Source organism: Novosphingobium guangzhouense (genome assembly GCF_002896965.1).
Classification (GTDB): domain Bacteria; phylum Pseudomonadota; class Alphaproteobacteria; order Sphingomonadales; family Sphingomonadaceae; genus Novosphingobium; species Novosphingobium guangzhouense.
In genome coordinates, this window is record NZ_LYMM01000051.1 from 127,054 (window position 1) to 143,084 (window position 16,031).

General features: G+C 64.7%; 13 protein-coding genes. 5 read left to right on the forward strand and 8 right to left on the reverse strand.

From position 1 onward, the window contains the following. Positions 1–19: 19 nt before the first annotated feature. Genes A8V01_RS18605 through A8V01_RS18615 form a run of 3 tightly spaced genes read right to left on the reverse strand, consistent with a single transcriptional unit; the run spans position 20 to position 2,972 of the window. The gene (locus tag A8V01_RS18605; protein WP_103097776.1) at positions 20–1,396 is read right to left on the reverse strand and encodes an FAD-dependent oxidoreductase; all 1,377 of its coding nucleotides are present in this window, start codon (positions 1,394–1,396) and stop codon (positions 20–22) included. A gap of 5 nt (positions 1,397–1,401) precedes the next feature. Beyond that, the gene (locus A8V01_RS18610; protein ID WP_103097778.1) at positions 1,402–1,761 is read right to left on the reverse strand and encodes a hypothetical protein; all 360 of its coding nucleotides are present in this window, start codon (positions 1,759–1,761) and stop codon (positions 1,402–1,404) included. Continuing rightward, entirely contained in the window at positions 1,761–2,972 is a 1,212-nt protein-coding gene (locus tag A8V01_RS18615; RefSeq protein ID WP_103097780.1) for a class I SAM-dependent methyltransferase, read from the reverse strand. Before A8V01_RS18615 ends, A8V01_RS18610 begins: the two co-directional genes overlap by 1 nt. Before the next feature lie 78 nt (positions 2,973–3,050). On the opposite strand from A8V01_RS18615, the gene A8V01_RS18620 reads away from it, so the two are divergent. Next, entirely contained in the window at positions 3,051–3,371 is a 321-nt protein-coding gene (locus A8V01_RS18620) for an REDY-like protein HapK (RefSeq protein ID WP_103097782.1), read from the forward strand. Beyond that, the gene (locus tag A8V01_RS18625; RefSeq protein ID WP_103097784.1) at positions 3,368–4,192 is read left to right on the forward strand and encodes an SDR family NAD(P)-dependent oxidoreductase; all 825 of its coding nucleotides are present in this window, start codon (positions 3,368–3,370) and stop codon (positions 4,190–4,192) included. Before A8V01_RS18620 ends, A8V01_RS18625 begins: the two co-directional genes overlap by 4 nt. Before the next feature lie 40 nt (positions 4,193–4,232). On the opposite strand, the gene A8V01_RS18630 is transcribed toward A8V01_RS18625, so the two are convergent. The 5 genes from A8V01_RS18630 to A8V01_RS18650 all read right to left on the reverse strand — a co-directional run bounded on the left by A8V01_RS18630 (position 4,233) and on the right by A8V01_RS18650 (position 11,347). Next, the gene (locus A8V01_RS18630) at positions 4,233–5,609 is read right to left on the reverse strand and encodes an MmgE/PrpD family protein (protein WP_245892715.1); all 1,377 of its coding nucleotides are present in this window, start codon (positions 5,607–5,609) and stop codon (positions 4,233–4,235) included. Further along, complete coding sequence (locus A8V01_RS18635; RefSeq protein ID WP_103097786.1) at positions 5,609–6,625, reverse strand: zinc-dependent alcohol dehydrogenase family protein; 1,017 nt, start codon at positions 6,623–6,625, stop codon at positions 5,609–5,611. Before A8V01_RS18635 ends, A8V01_RS18630 begins: the two co-directional genes overlap by 1 nt. Before the next feature lie 85 nt (positions 6,626–6,710). After that, complete coding sequence (locus A8V01_RS18640) at positions 6,711–7,454, reverse strand: GntR family transcriptional regulator (RefSeq protein ID WP_245892716.1); 744 nt, start codon at positions 7,452–7,454, stop codon at positions 6,711–6,713. Between the two features lie 175 nt (positions 7,455–7,629). Continuing rightward, a complete protein-coding gene (locus A8V01_RS18645; protein WP_103097788.1) occupies positions 7,630–9,906 on the reverse strand; it encodes a TonB-dependent receptor in 2,277 nt (758 codons plus the stop codon). A 184-nt stretch (positions 9,907–10,090) separates the two neighbouring features. Beyond that, positions 10,091–11,347 carry an MFS transporter gene (locus tag A8V01_RS18650; protein ID WP_103097790.1) on the reverse strand — a complete coding sequence of 419 codons (1,257 nt, stop codon included), beginning with the start codon at positions 11,345–11,347 and terminating at the stop codon, positions 10,091–10,093. A gap of 91 nt (positions 11,348–11,438) precedes the next feature. Between A8V01_RS18650 and A8V01_RS18655 the strand changes: the two genes are divergently transcribed. Genes A8V01_RS18655 through A8V01_RS18665 form a run of 3 tightly spaced genes read left to right on the forward strand, consistent with a single transcriptional unit; the run spans position 11,439 to position 16,028 of the window. Continuing rightward, positions 11,439–13,109, forward strand: coding sequence for an alpha/beta fold hydrolase (locus tag A8V01_RS18655; protein ID WP_146037315.1), 1,671 nt, complete (start codon positions 11,439–11,441; stop codon positions 13,107–13,109). Next, positions 13,106–14,434 carry an MFS transporter gene (locus A8V01_RS18660; protein ID WP_103097794.1) on the forward strand — a complete coding sequence of 443 codons (1,329 nt, stop codon included), beginning with the start codon at positions 13,106–13,108 and terminating at the stop codon, positions 14,432–14,434. The genes A8V01_RS18655 and A8V01_RS18660 overlap by 4 nt, the downstream gene beginning before the upstream one ends. A 1-nt stretch (position 14,435) precedes the next feature. Further along, positions 14,436–16,028 (forward strand): FAD-binding oxidoreductase, encoded by a 1,593-nt coding sequence (locus tag A8V01_RS18665; protein WP_245892717.1) that lies wholly within the window; start codon positions 14,436–14,438, stop codon positions 16,026–16,028. The last annotated feature ends 3 nt before the right edge of the window (positions 16,029–16,031 follow it).

A 16,031-nucleotide genomic window follows, 5' to 3' on the forward strand; every position in this document is an offset into this window, starting at 1 on the left:
ACCCTCCGCTCTGCGATCATCAGCCCTGTGCGATCGCTGCCGCCCCCTCGCCCGCCAGCCTGCCGAGCGTCATGGCGGTGCAAAGTCCCATCGCCGGGAGGTAGCCCCAGGACGACGGGCCAGAGACGCTGCGTGCCGCGCCGCCGCCTGCGAAACTGTTGGGCAGAGCCGAGCCGTCCTCACGCAGAACCCGCGCATTCCGGTCTATCTGAAGCCCGCCTTGCGTGTGGTAGATCGCGCCGACGACCTTGAACGCGCCCAGCGCGCCCGAGGGCGGAAGCTCGTCCCCCCAGACTCTGCCTTGCGCGTCGGGTCGACCCTTGGCCTGCGCCTGACGGGCCTCTTCCAGCGAAGCGGAGAGCGCCTGCGGATCGACGCCGATACGCTGTGCCAGCGCCTCGACGCTGTCGCCCCGACGGGCAACATTGAGTTCGGTCAGGGCCTTGGTGTCGGGCTGGTAGGCGTTGCGCCTCTCGATCTCCTCATCGAAGATCACCCAGACGTGGCCGCCGGGCTGCGCCATGACGGGGTGGACCATCCCGGCGATGTCCTCCTTTTCGTCCACGAAGCGCAAGCCATTGATATTGATGAGGATCGCACCGTCGATGACGAAGCCCGGAGGTACACTGATACCTTGCGGTTCGGTCAGCATCGCGTAACCCTGAAAGGCACCCAAGTCGCCCACAGCGGCACCTAGCGACACCCCAAGGCGGATTCCGTCCCCCCGGCTGCCCTCATGGCCGTTGTTGCGCGCGTCCGCCATCTCGGGGATGTACTGGCGCAGCATTTCGTAGTTGCCGGCAAAGCCGCCGCTGGCGATGACAAGGGCCTTGCACCCCACCCGCTCCCGCTCTCCGCCCGGCCGTTCAATCTCGACGCCAAGGACGCGGCCCTCGTCGTCTGCGATCACATCGACGACCCTGGCCGGATTGAGAACCATCACCCCGGCATCGGCCACCTTCTGGTGCAGCAGTTCCAGCAAGTCCTGTCCGGCATGGCCCGGCCAGCCATGCACCCGCATCCGCGTGTTGCCGTAGGCCGGACGGAACCCGGTATCGAGTTCGAGCGGAACCCCGTGGGTTTCGACCAGCCAGTCCAGCGTCGGGCCGGAACCATAGGCCAGCGCGTGCGCGATCTCGGGGTCGGTCTGGCCTTTGGTCTTGGCGAGGATATCTGCAAGGAAAGTTTCCCCGTCGTCCTGCTCGCCCGCTGCGGCTTGCTGTTTGGTGCCCGCCGCGCAGAAGACGCCCATCGACATGCCGGTGGTGCCCATCGGCCGCGCGTCGGCTTCGACGAGGAGCACTTCGGCCCCGGCATCGCAGGCCGCCAGCGCAGCCGTGGCTCCGCAAGCGCCGCCGCCCATGACAAGGACGTCGACAGTGAATTCGAACTCCATGTCGCTCACGATGCGGCGCCAACCTCTACCGCCACATCTTCCGAAGCGATGTCGTCAGGCCGGCCCACCGCCTCGTTCTCCTGTTGCACGATGCGCAGGATGCGGGCGATGTATTCCTGGTTCCACAGCGCCCGCTCGGTGGCGGCGGCGCGGTCGGGCACGAAGGCGTCGATCTCGCCTTGCGAGAGCACGCCCTTCTCCAGCAGCAGGCGCTCCAGCGTATCGGTACGCTGGCGGCTCACCGCCAGTTCCTGAGCGATCGACATGGTGATGGCAAGGACACGCTCGACTTCGGCGTCGAGGAAGTAGGGGCGCTTGCCGGCAGGCTTCGCGCCCGCGCCGCGCAGGGCATCGGCGATAGACATCAAACGGTTGCTCCGATCACGTGCCAGGCCGCCTTGCGGCCGTAGTCTTCCTTGTCGTCGTCAGCGGCATCAGGGAACAGATCGCGGTCGACCACCGCCGTCACCCCGCCGTGGATCAGCTGGTCACGCTCGAACCCGGCCGCGATCATCTCGGCGTCGAGGTCCATTTCGTGCATCCGGCTCCAGAACGGCTCGTTGTTGTAGTAGGCGTCCCAGTCACGCATCGCCTGTTCGAACAGCGGCATTTCGGGCGCATACTGCGGCTGCTCGACATGCAGGACGATGCCGCCCGGCTTCAGCAAACGGCGCGTTTCCGCCATGATCCGGCGCAGCGACCCGGTGGACAGTTCGTGCAGGAACATCGTCGTCTGGATCCAGTCGAAGCTGGCATCCGGGAAGATCGACAAGTCCTCGCCGCTCGCCTGCACGAAGCGCACGTTGTCGACGCCCAGCGACTTGGCACGGCCAAGGCCATAGCGCAGAACCGGCGCGCCGAGGTCCACGATCGTCATTTCGGCCTCGGGGAACGCCTGCGCCAGCGGCAGGCTGGAATGGCCCACGGTGCCGCCGATCTCCAGAATCTGCTGCGGCTGGAAATCGGGCAGGTTGCGCTTCACCCAGCGCGCGACTGCGTGGCCGCCACCGTCCGAATACTTGCCGAGAAGGCCGCTGGTGGTGACGAACCCGGCGTGATCGTAATTCGCGCCGTTGGTCACGTCGCCGGGGAAGTATTCGGTGTGGTAACTGCCCGGCATGCAGTGATGATCGACCGCCGAGACATAGCGCGGCTGCTGCAACGTCGGATCAAGCTTCAGCCGCTCATCGCCCTCGGTCAGTTCGCGGGCCTTCTCGGCCAGTTGCTCTGCCTGACGCAGCGCCGTCCAGCGACCGGCCTGCTGGCGCTGCTCCATCGTCATGCGTCGCAGTGCCGACCATGTCTGGAACGCGGGATCCTGCAGCAGCGCCTTGCGTGCTTCGTGGCGATTGGCGATCGGGCGCGCTTCAAGGGCTTCGAACGCAGGCACGACGCGCTTTTCGTAAGCCTGCTTCACGCCGGGCACGACATTGGCCGCCAGGTGGCGATTCATCTGCGCGAGGAAGTTGATCCGCTCGATCTCGTCATGACTGGTCTGCGGAAACAGCGCATGGCGGCCAATTACGCGGTAGTCGGGCGGGCCGTCATAATCGGCTGCTGGGTCATTTCTGGACATGGTCAACCCTCGCTTTATATGTCATGCTTGTATATCAAATAACAGGTAGCTTGGCTCACCTCAAGGAGGAGATTACCCGTGACTCGCATCATCGTGCTGCTGAACCTCAAGCCCGGAAAGAGCGTTGCCGATTATGAACGCTGGGCGGAGACTACCGATCTGCCGACCGTGAACGGCCTCAAGTCCGTGTCGAACTTCGAGGTGCTGCGCACGGCGGGCCTGCTGGGCGGCGGCGCCGCGCCTTACCAGTACGTCGAGATCATCGACGTGGCCGACATGGACCTGTTCGGCGAGGAAACCTCGACCGAGGCGATGGGCAAAGTGGCCGCCGAGTTCCAGGACTGGGCCGACCCGATCTTCATCATGACCGAGAAGTTGTCAGGGGTTCAGGGCGCATGAGCGGCAGGTTCGACGGTAAGGTGGCTGTCGTCACCGGCTCCGGCCGCGCGGGCGGGTTGGGCGAAGGCATCGCCCGCCGCCTTGCGGCCGAGGGCGCGGCCGTGGTCATCTCGGATATCGGCGCACAGGCCGACGCGGCGACGCCGGGTTCGATGATCGGCTCAAGCGCGGAAATGGACGCCATCGCGGCATCGCTGCCTAAAGCCTCGACCTTCCCTTGCGACGTGCGCGATCCCGATCAGGTCCGCGCGCTGGCCCGCCATGCGGCAGACACGCACGGTTCGCTCGACATCTGGGTGAACAACGCAGGCATCGGCTATATCATGAAGCCGATGATGGAAGTCTCCGCCGACGAATGGCGCGCGGTGATCGACGTCAACCTGACCGGCGCATGGTACGGGCTGCAGGCCGCCGCCGAAATCATGATCGCGCAAGGCAAAGGTGGCCGCGTGGTCAACATCGCCAGTCAGGCGGCAAAGTCCGGCTTCATGCACGCGCAGGCCTATACGGCCTCTAAGCACGGCCTTGTCGGGCTGGTGCGCTCAGCCTCGATCGAACTGGGCGCACACGGCATCACCGTGAACAACGTCTGCCCGAACCACGTCACCACCGGCCTTGGAAAGTGGCAGAACGAACACTTTGCCGAGGTGCAGGGCATTTCAGTGGACGAATACCTTGCCAACATGGCCGCGCGCATCCCGATGGGCCGCCCCGGCATGCCCGAGGACACCGCTGCTGCGGTAGCGTTCCTGTGCTCGGACGAGGCGATCTATATCACCGGCGAAAGCATGAACGTCTCGGGCGGTGAAGAACCGCATTGATCCTGTCGTCGTCCCGGACCTGATCCGGGACGACGAATGACTAGCCCAGCAGTTCCGCCAGCACCTGCGCCACATCCCCGGCCGCATCCAGCCGCCCGACAAGCGCATGCAGATCCGGCACCAGCGCCACATCCAGCCCGCCGAACGCGAAGCACTTGCCTGCTTTCTCCAGTTGCTGCTCCAGCGTCAGCGGCCACTCCGGCGCGCCAAGCTGCTGCGCCACGTCGACGCGGAACGAACGCCCGTCCACCAGCCGTACTTGCGCGAAGGCGGGCACGAAAGCCGCAAGGTCGGGGTTGTCGTCCGCAACAACGGTGATCTTCCCGGCAATCGCGGCCAGCGCCGGATCGCCCAGCCGCTCGGGCGTGAAGGCATCGAGGCCCACGTCGCCCTGTGTCAGCACGACCGCGCCCAGCCATGCAAAGCACAGCCGCGCATAGGCGACCGTCATGTCCGCCTGCGGACGGCGGCCGACCAGCCGATGGATCAGCGGCGGCGCGTGGTATTCCAGCGTTTCGAGATTGTCCGCCGTCACGCCATGTTGCGCCATCAGCGTCTTGAGCGCCACGATCGCCCCTTGCGCGGCGCGGCCGGTGGGGAAAGGCTTCCAGCTCACTTCCTCGACGCGCCAGACCTTGCCCAGCTTGTCGAGTTCAGGCTGCAGCACCGGCTCGTTCTCGAACAGCGCCATGTAGCCGAACGGCCCGCCGATCGCCCCTGCCGGAGACGGCACTCCGGCGCGCGCAAGGTCGAACGCCTCGACCGCAGAGCGGGCGGCGGCGGCGACCTGCAGCGCCAGCGTGGGCTTGCCCTCGATGTGCGACTGCATCGTCCCGCTTGCCAGTGCAAGCGCGTGGCCGAAAGCGCGATAAGCTACCTCGGCTTCCACCCGACGCAGGCGCGAAAGCGCCGCGACGCAGCCGAAGATACCCGCCGTCGCCGGGCGGAAGAACTTGAGCGGCCCCTTGACCGCCACGCCCAGCGTCGCCACCACATCGATCCCGGCGACCACTGCGGCAAGGAAATCCTCACCTGCCACGGGAGAGCGCCCCGCCTCTGCCAACAGCGCCGCGCAGACGGTCGCCATCGGGTGGGCGACCGCCGGTTCATGCACGCAGTCGTATTCCTGCGAGTGTATCTGGTAGGCGTTGACGTAAGCTGCATAAGGCGCAGGCAGCCGCAGGGCCGGCGCGCCCAGCACCATGCCCTCGCCTGTAGCGCCGCCAGTCCAGACCTGCGCGGCCTTGCGCACTTCGGCGGCGTAAATGGCGCGATGGCCCGCCACGCCAACCGCAAGACTGTCGAACAGGAAGGCCCGCGCCGCCGCCTGCGCCGAGGATGGCAGCGCCCCCCACTCGACGGACAGCGCGTGATCGGCAAGGCGAGCGGCGGGGTCAGCCATCGTCACCGCGGTCATCAGGCGACCTGGATCATCACCTTGCCGAAGTGATCGCCCGAATGGAGGTAGCCATAAGCCTCACCAGCATCGTCGAAGCCGAACACCTTGTTGACCACCGGCTCCATGCCGTTGATCGCGATGGCGTTCACAAGGCGCTGCAGCATCGCGCGGCCACCGGCGGCGATGCCGTGGATGGCCAGGTTCTTGCCGATGATGGTGCCGAAGTTGGGCAGCGGATCGCTGACGGTGCCGGCCAGCGCACCGATGATGGCGATGCGTCCGTTGGGCGCCGCCGCCGCGATCGACTGGCGCAGGGTGGCAAGGCCGCCCGTCTCGACGACGATGTCCGCGCCGTTGCCGAGCGCGGCGAAGATCGTCTTCTCCCACTCCGGATCGTTGCGGTAATTCACCGTCACGTCGGCGCCGAGTGCGCGAGCCTGCTCCAGCTTTTCGTCGCTGGACGAAGTGATGGCGACGCGCGCGCCGCACATGCGGGCGATCTGCAGCGCCATGATTGAAACACCGCCAGTGCCGAGCGCGAGAACGCTGTCACCCGCCTTCACCTTGCCCACTTCGACGATGGCGTTCCACGCAGTCAGCGCTGCACCGGACAGTGCCGCAACCTGACGGTCGGTCAGCGAATCCGGCACCTTCACCAGCGCGTGCGCGGGGACCAGAACGTATTCGGCCAGCCATCCGTCATGCGTTACGCCAAGGTCGTGGCCGAAATAGGCGGGCGAGAACGGACCATCAGTCCAGCTGACGAAGTGCGGCGCGGTGACGCGCTGGCCGATCTCCACACCGGAAACGCCTTCACCCAGACCGGCAACCTCACCGACGCCGTCCGACACCGGCACACGGTCTTCGGGGCGAGGCGCGCCATACTTGCTGGAGACGATAAGCAGGTCGCGGTGGTTGAGCGAAACCGCGCGAACCTTGACGAGCACCTGGCCAGGGCCGGGCTGCGGCACGTCTTTGGTCACTGCGGTCAGCGATGCGATGCCCTGCTGCGAACCGATCGTATAGGCCTTCACGATACCCCCAAGCGTTGAATGATGCTTTTTGTATCGTACCTATAACAATAACGGTGCGCAAGCGCCGGGTCGCGCGATCGGCGGCTCAATTAACCGCGTAGCGGGTTCCGTGAAGATCGAGCCGGATCGTGAACTTGTCCGAACGATAATGCGCATAAGTCAGCAGAAACGGTCGTTCGCTGGCATCGTAGCTGGTCCGGTTGATCCGCAGCAGCGCGGCCAGCGGGGCAATCTCCAGCGCCTGTGCCAGTTGCGGATCGGCCTGAAGCGCGCCGATCGTCTGGTCCGCATGGACCGCCTTGTACCCCGCGTCGGCCAACAGCTGCAGGATCGGCCCCTTGGCCAGATTGCCCGGCGTGATCAGCGGCGCCAGATCGCCCGGCACGTAGCTGACGACATAGCCGATCGGCGTCCCGTCGAGGTATCGAATACGCACCGCACGGATCACGTCCTCCCCGGCATCCACCTGCAACGCGGCGGCGACGGTGGGGTTCGGCTTTTCCCGGTTCACTTCGATCACATTGACCGTGGTGCCGCTTCCCAGCGCCATCAGCGAATCCATGGCCTGATCGATGTCCGCCTCGATCGGCTTGGCAGGGCTCTTGAAGATGACCGTCGTGCCCAGTCGTCGCTTGCGCTCGACATAGCGCTGCTCGGCCAGTTCGTTCAGCACCCGGCGCGCGGTAATGCGTGATACGCCGAAAAGCTCGGCCAGTTCATGCTCGGTCGGCATCGCGCTGCCGAAGGGGCGCTGGCCGCTGAGTATCTCATCACGCAATTGCAGGTAGATCTGATAATAGAGCGGCACTGCAGCGTCGCGATCGACCACCCCGATACTCCCGAACTTTACACGATGGCAATGCGCGGACTGCGCAAGCCTGATCGTCAAACCTCGCGTAGATATGTCAATTGTGTAGAGCACGGCAAATTCGCCAGGCGAAAAAGTCGGGCAAGAAAAAGGGGCACCCAAGCGCCCCTTTTCCTTTCGTACTTTCCGGTAACGCTCAGAACTTGAACCAGACGCTGCCGGTGAAGCGGCGCGGATCGCCCGGAAACAGCGACAGGAAGTTCGCGGTGATCGTCTCCTGCTTGGTCAAGTTGGTCACCCCGAACGATGCGCCAAAGCTGCCGTCGTTCTGCTCATAGGATACCTTGAGATCCACGAAATCCTCGCGCGGGGCCGCCGCAGTGTTGAGGACTGCGATGTAGTACGAGGAATTGTGGCGGTACGATCCGATCAGCTTGACGGCGCCGTCCAGCGCATCGACCGGGATGGTATACGTTGCGCCGCCGGTGAACTGGAATGTCGGCGTGCGCACCGGCCGGGTATCGGTGGAGATCTGCAGCGCTTCCGACACGTCCGGCAGGATCACGACCGACGAATATTCGCCGTGCGAAAGCGAACCGTTGGCGAAGAATTCGAAGTTGCGAACCGGTGCGAAGACAGTCTCGAATTCAAGGCCGTAATCCACCAGCGTACCGGCATTGCGCGCAAGGCTGACGATAACCGTCTCGCCCGGCGGCACGATGCCCGAAGTGATCTGCAGGTTCCTGGTCCGCGCGTAATAGCCGTTCAGGTTGATGCGTACCTTGCGGTCGAACAGTTCGGACTTGATGCCGCCTTCGTAGGACCAGGTCACTTCCGGATCGAACGCCAGCACGCGGGTCGCCACGGCGGCATTGCCGTTCCAGCCGCCCGACTTGAAGCCGTTCGTCGCCGAGGCGTAGAGCATGACCGAGGGCGAGAGCTTGTAATTGATGGCAAAGCGCGGGGTCACGCGGTTCTGCGTCAGCTTAAGCGGGATGCCCGCCGCGCGCACATCGCCGCTGTTGAAACCGAAGCCGGGGAAGCGCTCTGAATCGAAATATTCGATCGTCTTCTTCTCGTAAGTGTAGCGCGCACCCACGGTCAGGGTCAGGTCCGGAACGACCTCATAGTCGCCCTGAAGGTATCCGGCTACCGTTTCCACCTGCTGTCGGAAGTGGCGATCCTGCAGGAGATTGAAATCCGTCGCGGTCGCCGCACCCTGGAAGTCGGCGGAGGCGAGATGGTTGACCTCGCGCAGATAGAACAGGCCGGCTACGTACTTCAGCTTGTCGTCCAGCGCCTCGCCGGTCCACTTCAGTTCGGTCGAAACCTGGTGATTCTTGATCTTGTCCGCCAGGATATACGCGGCATAGACGTTGGTGGTCGTGCCGTTGTAGTTGTTGATGTAACCCTGTTCCTGTTCGCGATACCCCGCGATCAGTTCCAGATTGCCCGCATCGGTGTTCCAGTTGACATCGGCCGTCGCCGCATAGCTGTCCGTCAGCGAACAGTTACCGCTTACCGTGGTCAGCAGGATGTTCACCGGATCGCCCTTGCAGTTGCCTTCGGGCAACGCATTGCGGGTGTTGTAGAAATCGGGCGTAGTCGTCGTCTTGTAACGGTCCGATGCGATCGGCGCGGCATAGACGCCAAGGTAAGTGCCGGTGTTGCGGGTATATTCGCCCGACAGGTCGATGGTCAGATCGTCTGTCGGCAGGAACCGCAGGTCGCCGCGAAAGCCATAGTTACGTTCACCGTTCAGTCGGTCCCCGGTCGTGACGTTCTTTAGGTAGCCCTCGTCGTAGACGTAGTAGGCCGACCACTTCGTCAGCACCCGTTCGCTCACCGGCAGATCCACGGTGGCCTTGGCGGTGACGCGGTCATACGAACCGTAAGTCGCCTCGAACTTGCCGCCGAACTGGTCCGATGGCTTCTTCATGATCACCGAGACGGCACCACCCGTGGTGTTGCGGCCGAACAGCGTGCCCTGCGGGCCGCGGAGCACTTCGACACGGCCAACATCGAAGAACTGGTAGTTGTTGGCGTTCTGCCGCGCGACGTAGACGTTGTCGACGTAAGTGCCGACAGGCGGGTCGAAGGTGGCAACCGACTGGCTGTTGCCAAGCCCACGCAGATAATAGGCGTTCGCGGTGCCAAGGCCCGCATTGTGCGTGGCGATCATGCCGGGAACCAGCTGCGCGGTCTTGATCGCGTCGTTCAGGTTGAGGTTGCGGATCGTCTCTTCGCTGAAAGCGGTCACTGCCACCGGAACGTCCTGCAGGCGCTCGGGACGGCGCTGCGCGGTGACGATGATGTCGCTGCCGAGATTGCCTGCGGGCTGGGCATTGGCCTGTGCGTTGGTCTGGGCGTCGGTGCCCTGTGCCTCCTGCGCATGGACAGTCGTGGCAGTGATGGCCAGCAGCGCTGCAGCGCCCAGAAAGCGCGCACGAATACCCCTCGTCGAATCAAGCATGACGACTCCTCATTTTCTGTCCTGGAACCTTGGAACGCGGGCGCATCCTGCCGCCGCCGCTGCGAACTTATTTGTTATGCATTGATGACATAATAGATTGCGCGCTGTGTCAACCCGCCATTTCAATCCTGTGTCGATTTACATCAAAGCTGGGGTCGGAAAGTCACAGGAGGGATGAAAGTCGTTATTTTTCATGTAGTTTCGGATAAGCCCCCATCGCCAGCAGCAGCACGGCGCCGACAATCAGGCATGCAGAGCCTGTCCGCAGGGCAATCGTGTAATTGCCGATCGTATCGAAGGCATAACCAAAGACCACAGGCCCCAGACCGCCCGCAAAAGCGATCACTGCATAGAAACAGCCATAGATCGCCCCATAGTGCCGCTGCCCGAAGAAGCGGCTGATCAGATAGGCCAGCAGATCGAATTCGAACCCCGCACCAAAGCCGAGCGATATGACCGCCAGTGTCGCGGTGAGAGGCGACAGCGCCGAACTTGTCAGCAACCAGCAGCCCAACGCCGGGAAACCGAGGATGACAAGCGCGATCAGCGGCGCCCAGAACCGGTCGAGCAGCCAGCCGCCGATCAGTCTTCCGGCGATCACAGACAGCCCGAAAGCGGCGGTAATCTCGCCGATCTGGGGCAGCGTGAAAGCGCGGGTCTTGAGGATGTTCTCAAGGTTGGGCGTCGGCGCGGTGAGCGCGAAGGCGATGAACAGGAATGCCCCCGCCATGATCCAGAGCCGTCGGTCGCGCGCGGCCTCGGCCAGCGTCAGTCCGGGCTGGGGTACGACTTCGACGACATTGACCGTCTTGCCTGGAACCGTGGCGCCACGCGCCATTTCGCGGAAAAGCAGCGCCACCACGGGCAGACCGACGACGATAGGCAGACAGCCGACCACGACGACCGCCGTGCGCCAGCCATACGTCTCGATCAGATGGGCGCAGAGCGGCTTGATGATGAATCCGGTGATGCCCGTGCCGCAGCTTGCAAGGCCCAGCGCCATGCCGCGCCACTTGTCGAACCACTGCGTCACCACGCGCGTCCAGGTTGCGGACAGGGTGCCGACACCCAGCACCGCCATGATTACCCATTGCGCATAATACAAAGTCAGTGACCCGTTGCTAAGCGCCAGGCTCATGAACGAGAGGCCGAACAGGGGTAGCGATACGAGCGCGACAGGCCGCGCGCCGAACCGATCGATGGCGATCCCGGCAAGCGGGCTGGCAATCATGACCACGCCCGACTGCACCGTGATGCTGGCCATCAACGCGGCAAAGCTCCAGCCGAATTCGGCGGAAAGCTGCGGTGCAAGCATGCCGATGGTGTAGAACGGAATGGGGCTGAGCCCCAGCGCCACCCCGACCATCGCGGCAACCACAACCGCCCACCCTCGCGGGTCGTCGGGGCGCGGGGCAGGACGCGAAAAGTCACTCTGGCGCATCTTCACTCGGTTCGATCTCCGGGCTGGACAACCCGATTTTTATCGATCACGAATAGATATATGTCTATATCAAAATGAGGGTCACAGCGTCATGTCCTCCCGGCAACCCGCCGCCGCTTCCGCATCCACCAGGATCGCCCGGCGCTACGTCGACGTCCGGGGACGGCGCGTTCACTTGCGTGAAGCTGGAAGCGGCAAGCCCGTTATCCTGCTGCACGATTCGCCGCGATCTTCGCGCTTGCACCTTGATACGATACGGCTGCTGGCGCCGCATTTCCGGGTCTTTGCACTCGACACGCCCGGTTATGGCAACTCCGATCCGCTGCACGCAGAGACGCCCGCTATCGGCGACTTCGCTGCGGCTCTGGGCGATGCGCTGGAGGCCCTTGGCCTTGTCGACGCACCGATCTACGCGACGCACACCAGCGCCAAGATCGCGCTGGAATATGCGGCCTCCACCGCCCGTCCGCCCGCGCTGATCCTTGATGGCCTGTCCTTCCCGGAAACGCTGGCCCCGGCCGCATTCATCGACGCCTACATGCGCCCTTTCATCATCGACGCGCATGGTGCCTATATCGCGGCGGAGTGGACCCGCACGCGCGACATGCTGCGCTGGTTCCCGTGGTTCGCCACGACGACCGCGGGCCGCATGGCTATGGAAACGCCCTCTTCCAAGTGGATCGAGCAGTACACCATCGACCTGTTCAGCGCCGGGCCTGACTATTCCGGCGCATATGCTGCTGCCATGCGATACGACTGCGGCTCGGCGCTCCGCGCGATCACGGTCCCCACGCTGGTCGCCGCCCGCCGAGACGACGTTCTCTACGGCTACCTTGACCGCATCCCGGTGGCCGAAAACCCGGCGCTGAGCATCGAACGGCTCGAAAGCGACCGCACGGCATGGGGCGAATGGCTGCTTGCCCGCCTGCACGATGCGGCTGCATCGTCGGCGGAAATCCCGGCTGCTGCACCATCGGCCACTGGCTACATCGACCATGCCGAGGGCCAGATCCACGTCCTGCGCCGAGGCCCGCAAGGCGACCGTCCGCTGCTGATCCTTGAGGCATCCTCGACGCTGTCCGCAATGGGATGGCAGGACGCGCTGTGCGCCACCCGTGACACCGTAGTCCCCGACCTGCCCGGCTTCGGCGAATCCGAAGCGCTGGATGATGCCTCTGCAGCCGGCTACGTCGCTGCACTGGCGACGCTTGCCGCGCATCTTGGCGGCAAGGTGGACGTGCTGGCGATCGGGCCCGCCTCATACCTCGCCCTCGCCTTTGCAGAAACGCAGCCGGGCATGGTGGGTCAGCTGATCCTCGACGGCGCGACTGACACCGCCGCCGATCCCGCAGCGCTTTGCCCGCCGCTCGCATTCGACATGGCAGGCGGACATCTCCACCGCGCATGGCACATGCTGCGCGACGGGCAAGTGCAATGGCCCTGGTATTCGGGCACGATCGCCGCGCAGCGCAAGACAGAGCCCGTCCTGGACGGCGAAGCACTGCACCGCGCGCTGCTGGGCGTGATCAAGCAGCCCGCCCGCTATGGCGATGCCATGCGCGCGGCATTTTCGTCCGTCGATGCGTCGGCGCGCATCAAGTGTCCGACGCTGGTATTCACGCGCGAGAACGATCCGTTCTATGCCGCCGCACCGGGCCTTGGCGGTACGAACACCCCACGCCCCGACACCATTGCCGAGGCAGCCGCGCTGGTCGCACAGTTTCTTGATACGAGCGCCGCCGCAGCGGAGAGCGTGGCGTGAAAGTGGGAGCCTCTCAGGAAGTCTGGCCGGCCCGCGGATATGCCTGGTACGTCATCGCGCTGCTGACGCTGGCTTATGCGCTGGCAATCCTCGACCGCGTCTCGATCGCTCTGCTGATCGAGCCGCTGGAACGCAGCCTTCATCTGAACGACACGCAATTCGGGCTGCTGCAGGGCATGGCCTTCAGCATGGTCTACAGCCTGCTCGGCCTGCCGCTGGGTATGCTCTGCGACAGGTCGCGTCGCGTGCCGGTTCTGGTCGGTGGCCTGACGGTGTGGAGCCTTGCCACCGTATGCTGTTCGTTCGCCTCCAACTTCGAACAACTGTTCATGGCCCGTATGATGGTGGGCGTGGGCGAAGCAGCGCTGGTGCCGGTCGCAACCTCGCTGATCGCGGACTACTTCGCGCCGGATGTGCGCCCGCGCGCTTATGGCGTGTTCGTTGTTGGCAGCTCTATCGGCACGGCGGCGGCCATGGCGCTGAGCGGGTTGTTCATCCGCTGGGCGGACGCGCTGATCGTCGGGCTGCCTTCGCTGTTCGGGTCGAGCATGCCCTGGCAGATCGTCTTCGTGCTGTGCGGCCTGCCGGGCCTGGTTCTCGCCCTGATCGTGCTGGCAAGCGTGCGCGAACCTTCGCGCAAGGGGCACGACACGCAAGTGACCAGCATCAGCCTGCGGCCAATCCTGACGCTCTTCGCGCAGCGGCCGGTGGCCTATGGCTGCTTCCTCATCGGGACGGTGATGAACCTTGTGTGCGTCTATGCCATCGTCGGCTGGTTTCCCGCGCTGTTCATCCGTGCGCACGGGTGGGACGCGGCGCATACCGGCTATGCGCTGGGCGCGGTGGGCTTTCCGGTGAGCGCCTTTGCCGCCGTCAACAGCGGCTGGGTCATCGCATGGCTGCTGAAACGCGGCCATCGCGATGCACCGGTGCTGGCGGCGATGGGCTGCGCGGCATCGATGGTACTGTTCGGCACTGCGGCCTGCCTTGTCCCCTCCGGCTGGATGGCGCTGGTGTTCTACGCCCTTAACGCGCTGTTCCTGAACTGGAACATTTCGGGCGTCTATTCCGGCATTTCCGCGATGACGCCCAATCGGCTGCGCGGGCAGGTGATGGCGATCCACACGATCTGCTCGGGCCTGATCGCGTTGACGGCGGGCAACTTCATCGTCGGTTTCCTGTCCGACACCGTGTTCACCGGGCCGGGCGGCATAGCATGGGCGCTCGGCATCGTCTTCTTTGGATGCGGCATGGCCGCTGCGGTCATTCTTGCGGCGGGACGCACTGCGTTCCGTGAGGCGGTGATCGCCAATGAAAGGGAATAGCATGGCAGCCGCAATCATGGCCGACGACGCGCTGGAACGCGATCTGGCCGCCATCCTTGGCCCCGACGGCCTGCTGACGGACGATGCGGCGATCACGTTGCACTCTTCCGATCTGCTGGCCCGTGCCGGGCGGTGCCGTCTGGTGATCCGGCCGGAAAATCAGGAGCAGCTGGTCGAGGCGGTGCGCCGAATCGCGCCCACCGGGCTGCCGCTGATGCCGCGCGGTGGTGGCCTGACCTATGTGGCTGGCTATGTCGGCAGCACGGACGACTGGGTTGCGGTGGACCTGCGGCGCATGAACCGCATCCTTTCCATTGACGAAGAAGACATGGTCGTCACCGTGGAGCCGGGCGTGACGTGGCTTCAGCTCTACGAAGCGCTGCAGGAACAGGGACTGCGCCTGCCGTTCTTCGGCACGTTCTCGGGCCGGGGCGCAACGGTGGGCGGAGGGCTGTCCAACGGCGCGCTGTTCCTTGGCACCGCGCGCTACGGCACTTCGGCGGACATCGTGCTGGGGCTGGAAGTGGTGACGGCGGGCGGTGAGGTCGTCCACACCGGGCAGAAGGCCGTGGCGAATGCGCCCAAGCCTTTCCTGCGCAGCTTCGGCCCGGACACCACCGGCCTGTTCATCCACGATGCGGGCGCGCTGGGGATCAAGTGCAAGGCCAGCCTGCGCATGATCCGCAAACCGGCGCACACCGACTTCCTCTCGTTCGGCTTCCCGGACCGCGACGCCGCCATCGCCGCGATCTGCGAGATCGGACGCGCCGAGCTGGCAGAGGACGCCTATGTCATGGACCCGGACAAGACGCGTCAGGCGCTTGCCGCACCGTCCGACCTGATCCGTGACGTGAAGACGCTGGGCAAGGTCGTAGCGCAGGAACAAGGTTTGCTGCGCGGCCTCAAGGCGGGGGCGAAACTGGCGCTGGCAGGGCGCGACTTCATCGACGACGGCTGCTTCTCGCTCCACCTCGTCCTTGCCGGTCGCAGCCGCGCCAGCGTGGAAGAGGACATAGCCGCCGCGCGCCAGATCGCCGCGAAGCTGGGCGGCAGGGAACTGCCCAACTCCATCCCCAGGGCCGGGCGAGCAGAGATGTTTTCGCCGCTCGATGCGGTTCTGGGAGCGACAGGGGACCGCTGGGTCGCGCTCAACGGCAAGGTGCCGCACAGCCAGGCCAAGGCGCTAGTGGACGATCTGGAACAATTGTTGACGGACAACGCCGAAGCGCTCCGCGAAAACGGCGTGGTCGTGTCGCGCCTGATAACGATCATGGGCAACCATGCCTTCAGCTACGAGCCGGTGTTCAACTGGCACGACGAATGGTTGCCGATGCATGAAGCTACCCTGAGCGCAAAGGCGCTACGCGATCTCCCCCGCCCGCCGGCAAATGAGGCGGCGCGGGCGCTCGTCATGCGGCTGCGGCAGGAGATCGTCGCCGTGTTCGCCCTTCACGGTGCCGCATCGAACCAGATCGGGCGGACGTACCCCTATGCCTCGATCCTGCGACCGGAATCGCGGGCCTTGCTGGAAGGGGTGAAGCGCACGCTGGACCCGGACCTGCGCATGAACCCCGGCGCCCTGGAACTGGGCTGAGAC

Excerpts from the sequence above, each read along its gene's own strand:
- A8V01_RS18655 (WP_146037315.1), top strand. The coding sequence starts at position 11,439 with ATGTCCTCCCGGCAACCCGCCGCCGCTTCCGCATCCACCAGGATCGCC.
- A8V01_RS18605 (WP_103097776.1), bottom strand. The coding sequence starts at position 1,396 with ATGGAGTTCGAATTCACTGTCGACGTCCTTGTCATGGGCGGCGGCGCT.
- A8V01_RS18665 (WP_245892717.1), top strand. The coding sequence starts at position 14,436 with ATGGCAGCCGCAATCATGGCCGACGACGCGCTGGAACGCGATCTGGCC.
- A8V01_RS18650 (WP_103097790.1), bottom strand. The coding sequence starts at position 11,347 with ATGCGCCAGAGTGACTTTTCGCGTCCTGCCCCGCGCCCCGACGACCCG.
- A8V01_RS18610 (WP_103097778.1), bottom strand. The coding sequence starts at position 1,761 with ATGTCTATCGCCGATGCCCTGCGCGGCGCGGGCGCGAAGCCTGCCGGC.
- A8V01_RS18645 (WP_103097788.1), bottom strand. The coding sequence starts at position 9,906 with ATGCTTGATTCGACGAGGGGTATTCGTGCGCGCTTTCTGGGCGCTGCA.
- A8V01_RS18625 (WP_103097784.1), top strand. The coding sequence starts at position 3,368 with ATGAGCGGCAGGTTCGACGGTAAGGTGGCTGTCGTCACCGGCTCCGGC.
- A8V01_RS18630 (WP_245892715.1), bottom strand. The coding sequence starts at position 5,609 with ATGACCGCGGTGACGATGGCTGACCCCGCCGCTCGCCTTGCCGATCAC.
- A8V01_RS18615 (WP_103097780.1), bottom strand. The coding sequence starts at position 2,972 with ATGTCCAGAAATGACCCAGCAGCCGATTATGACGGCCCGCCCGACTAC.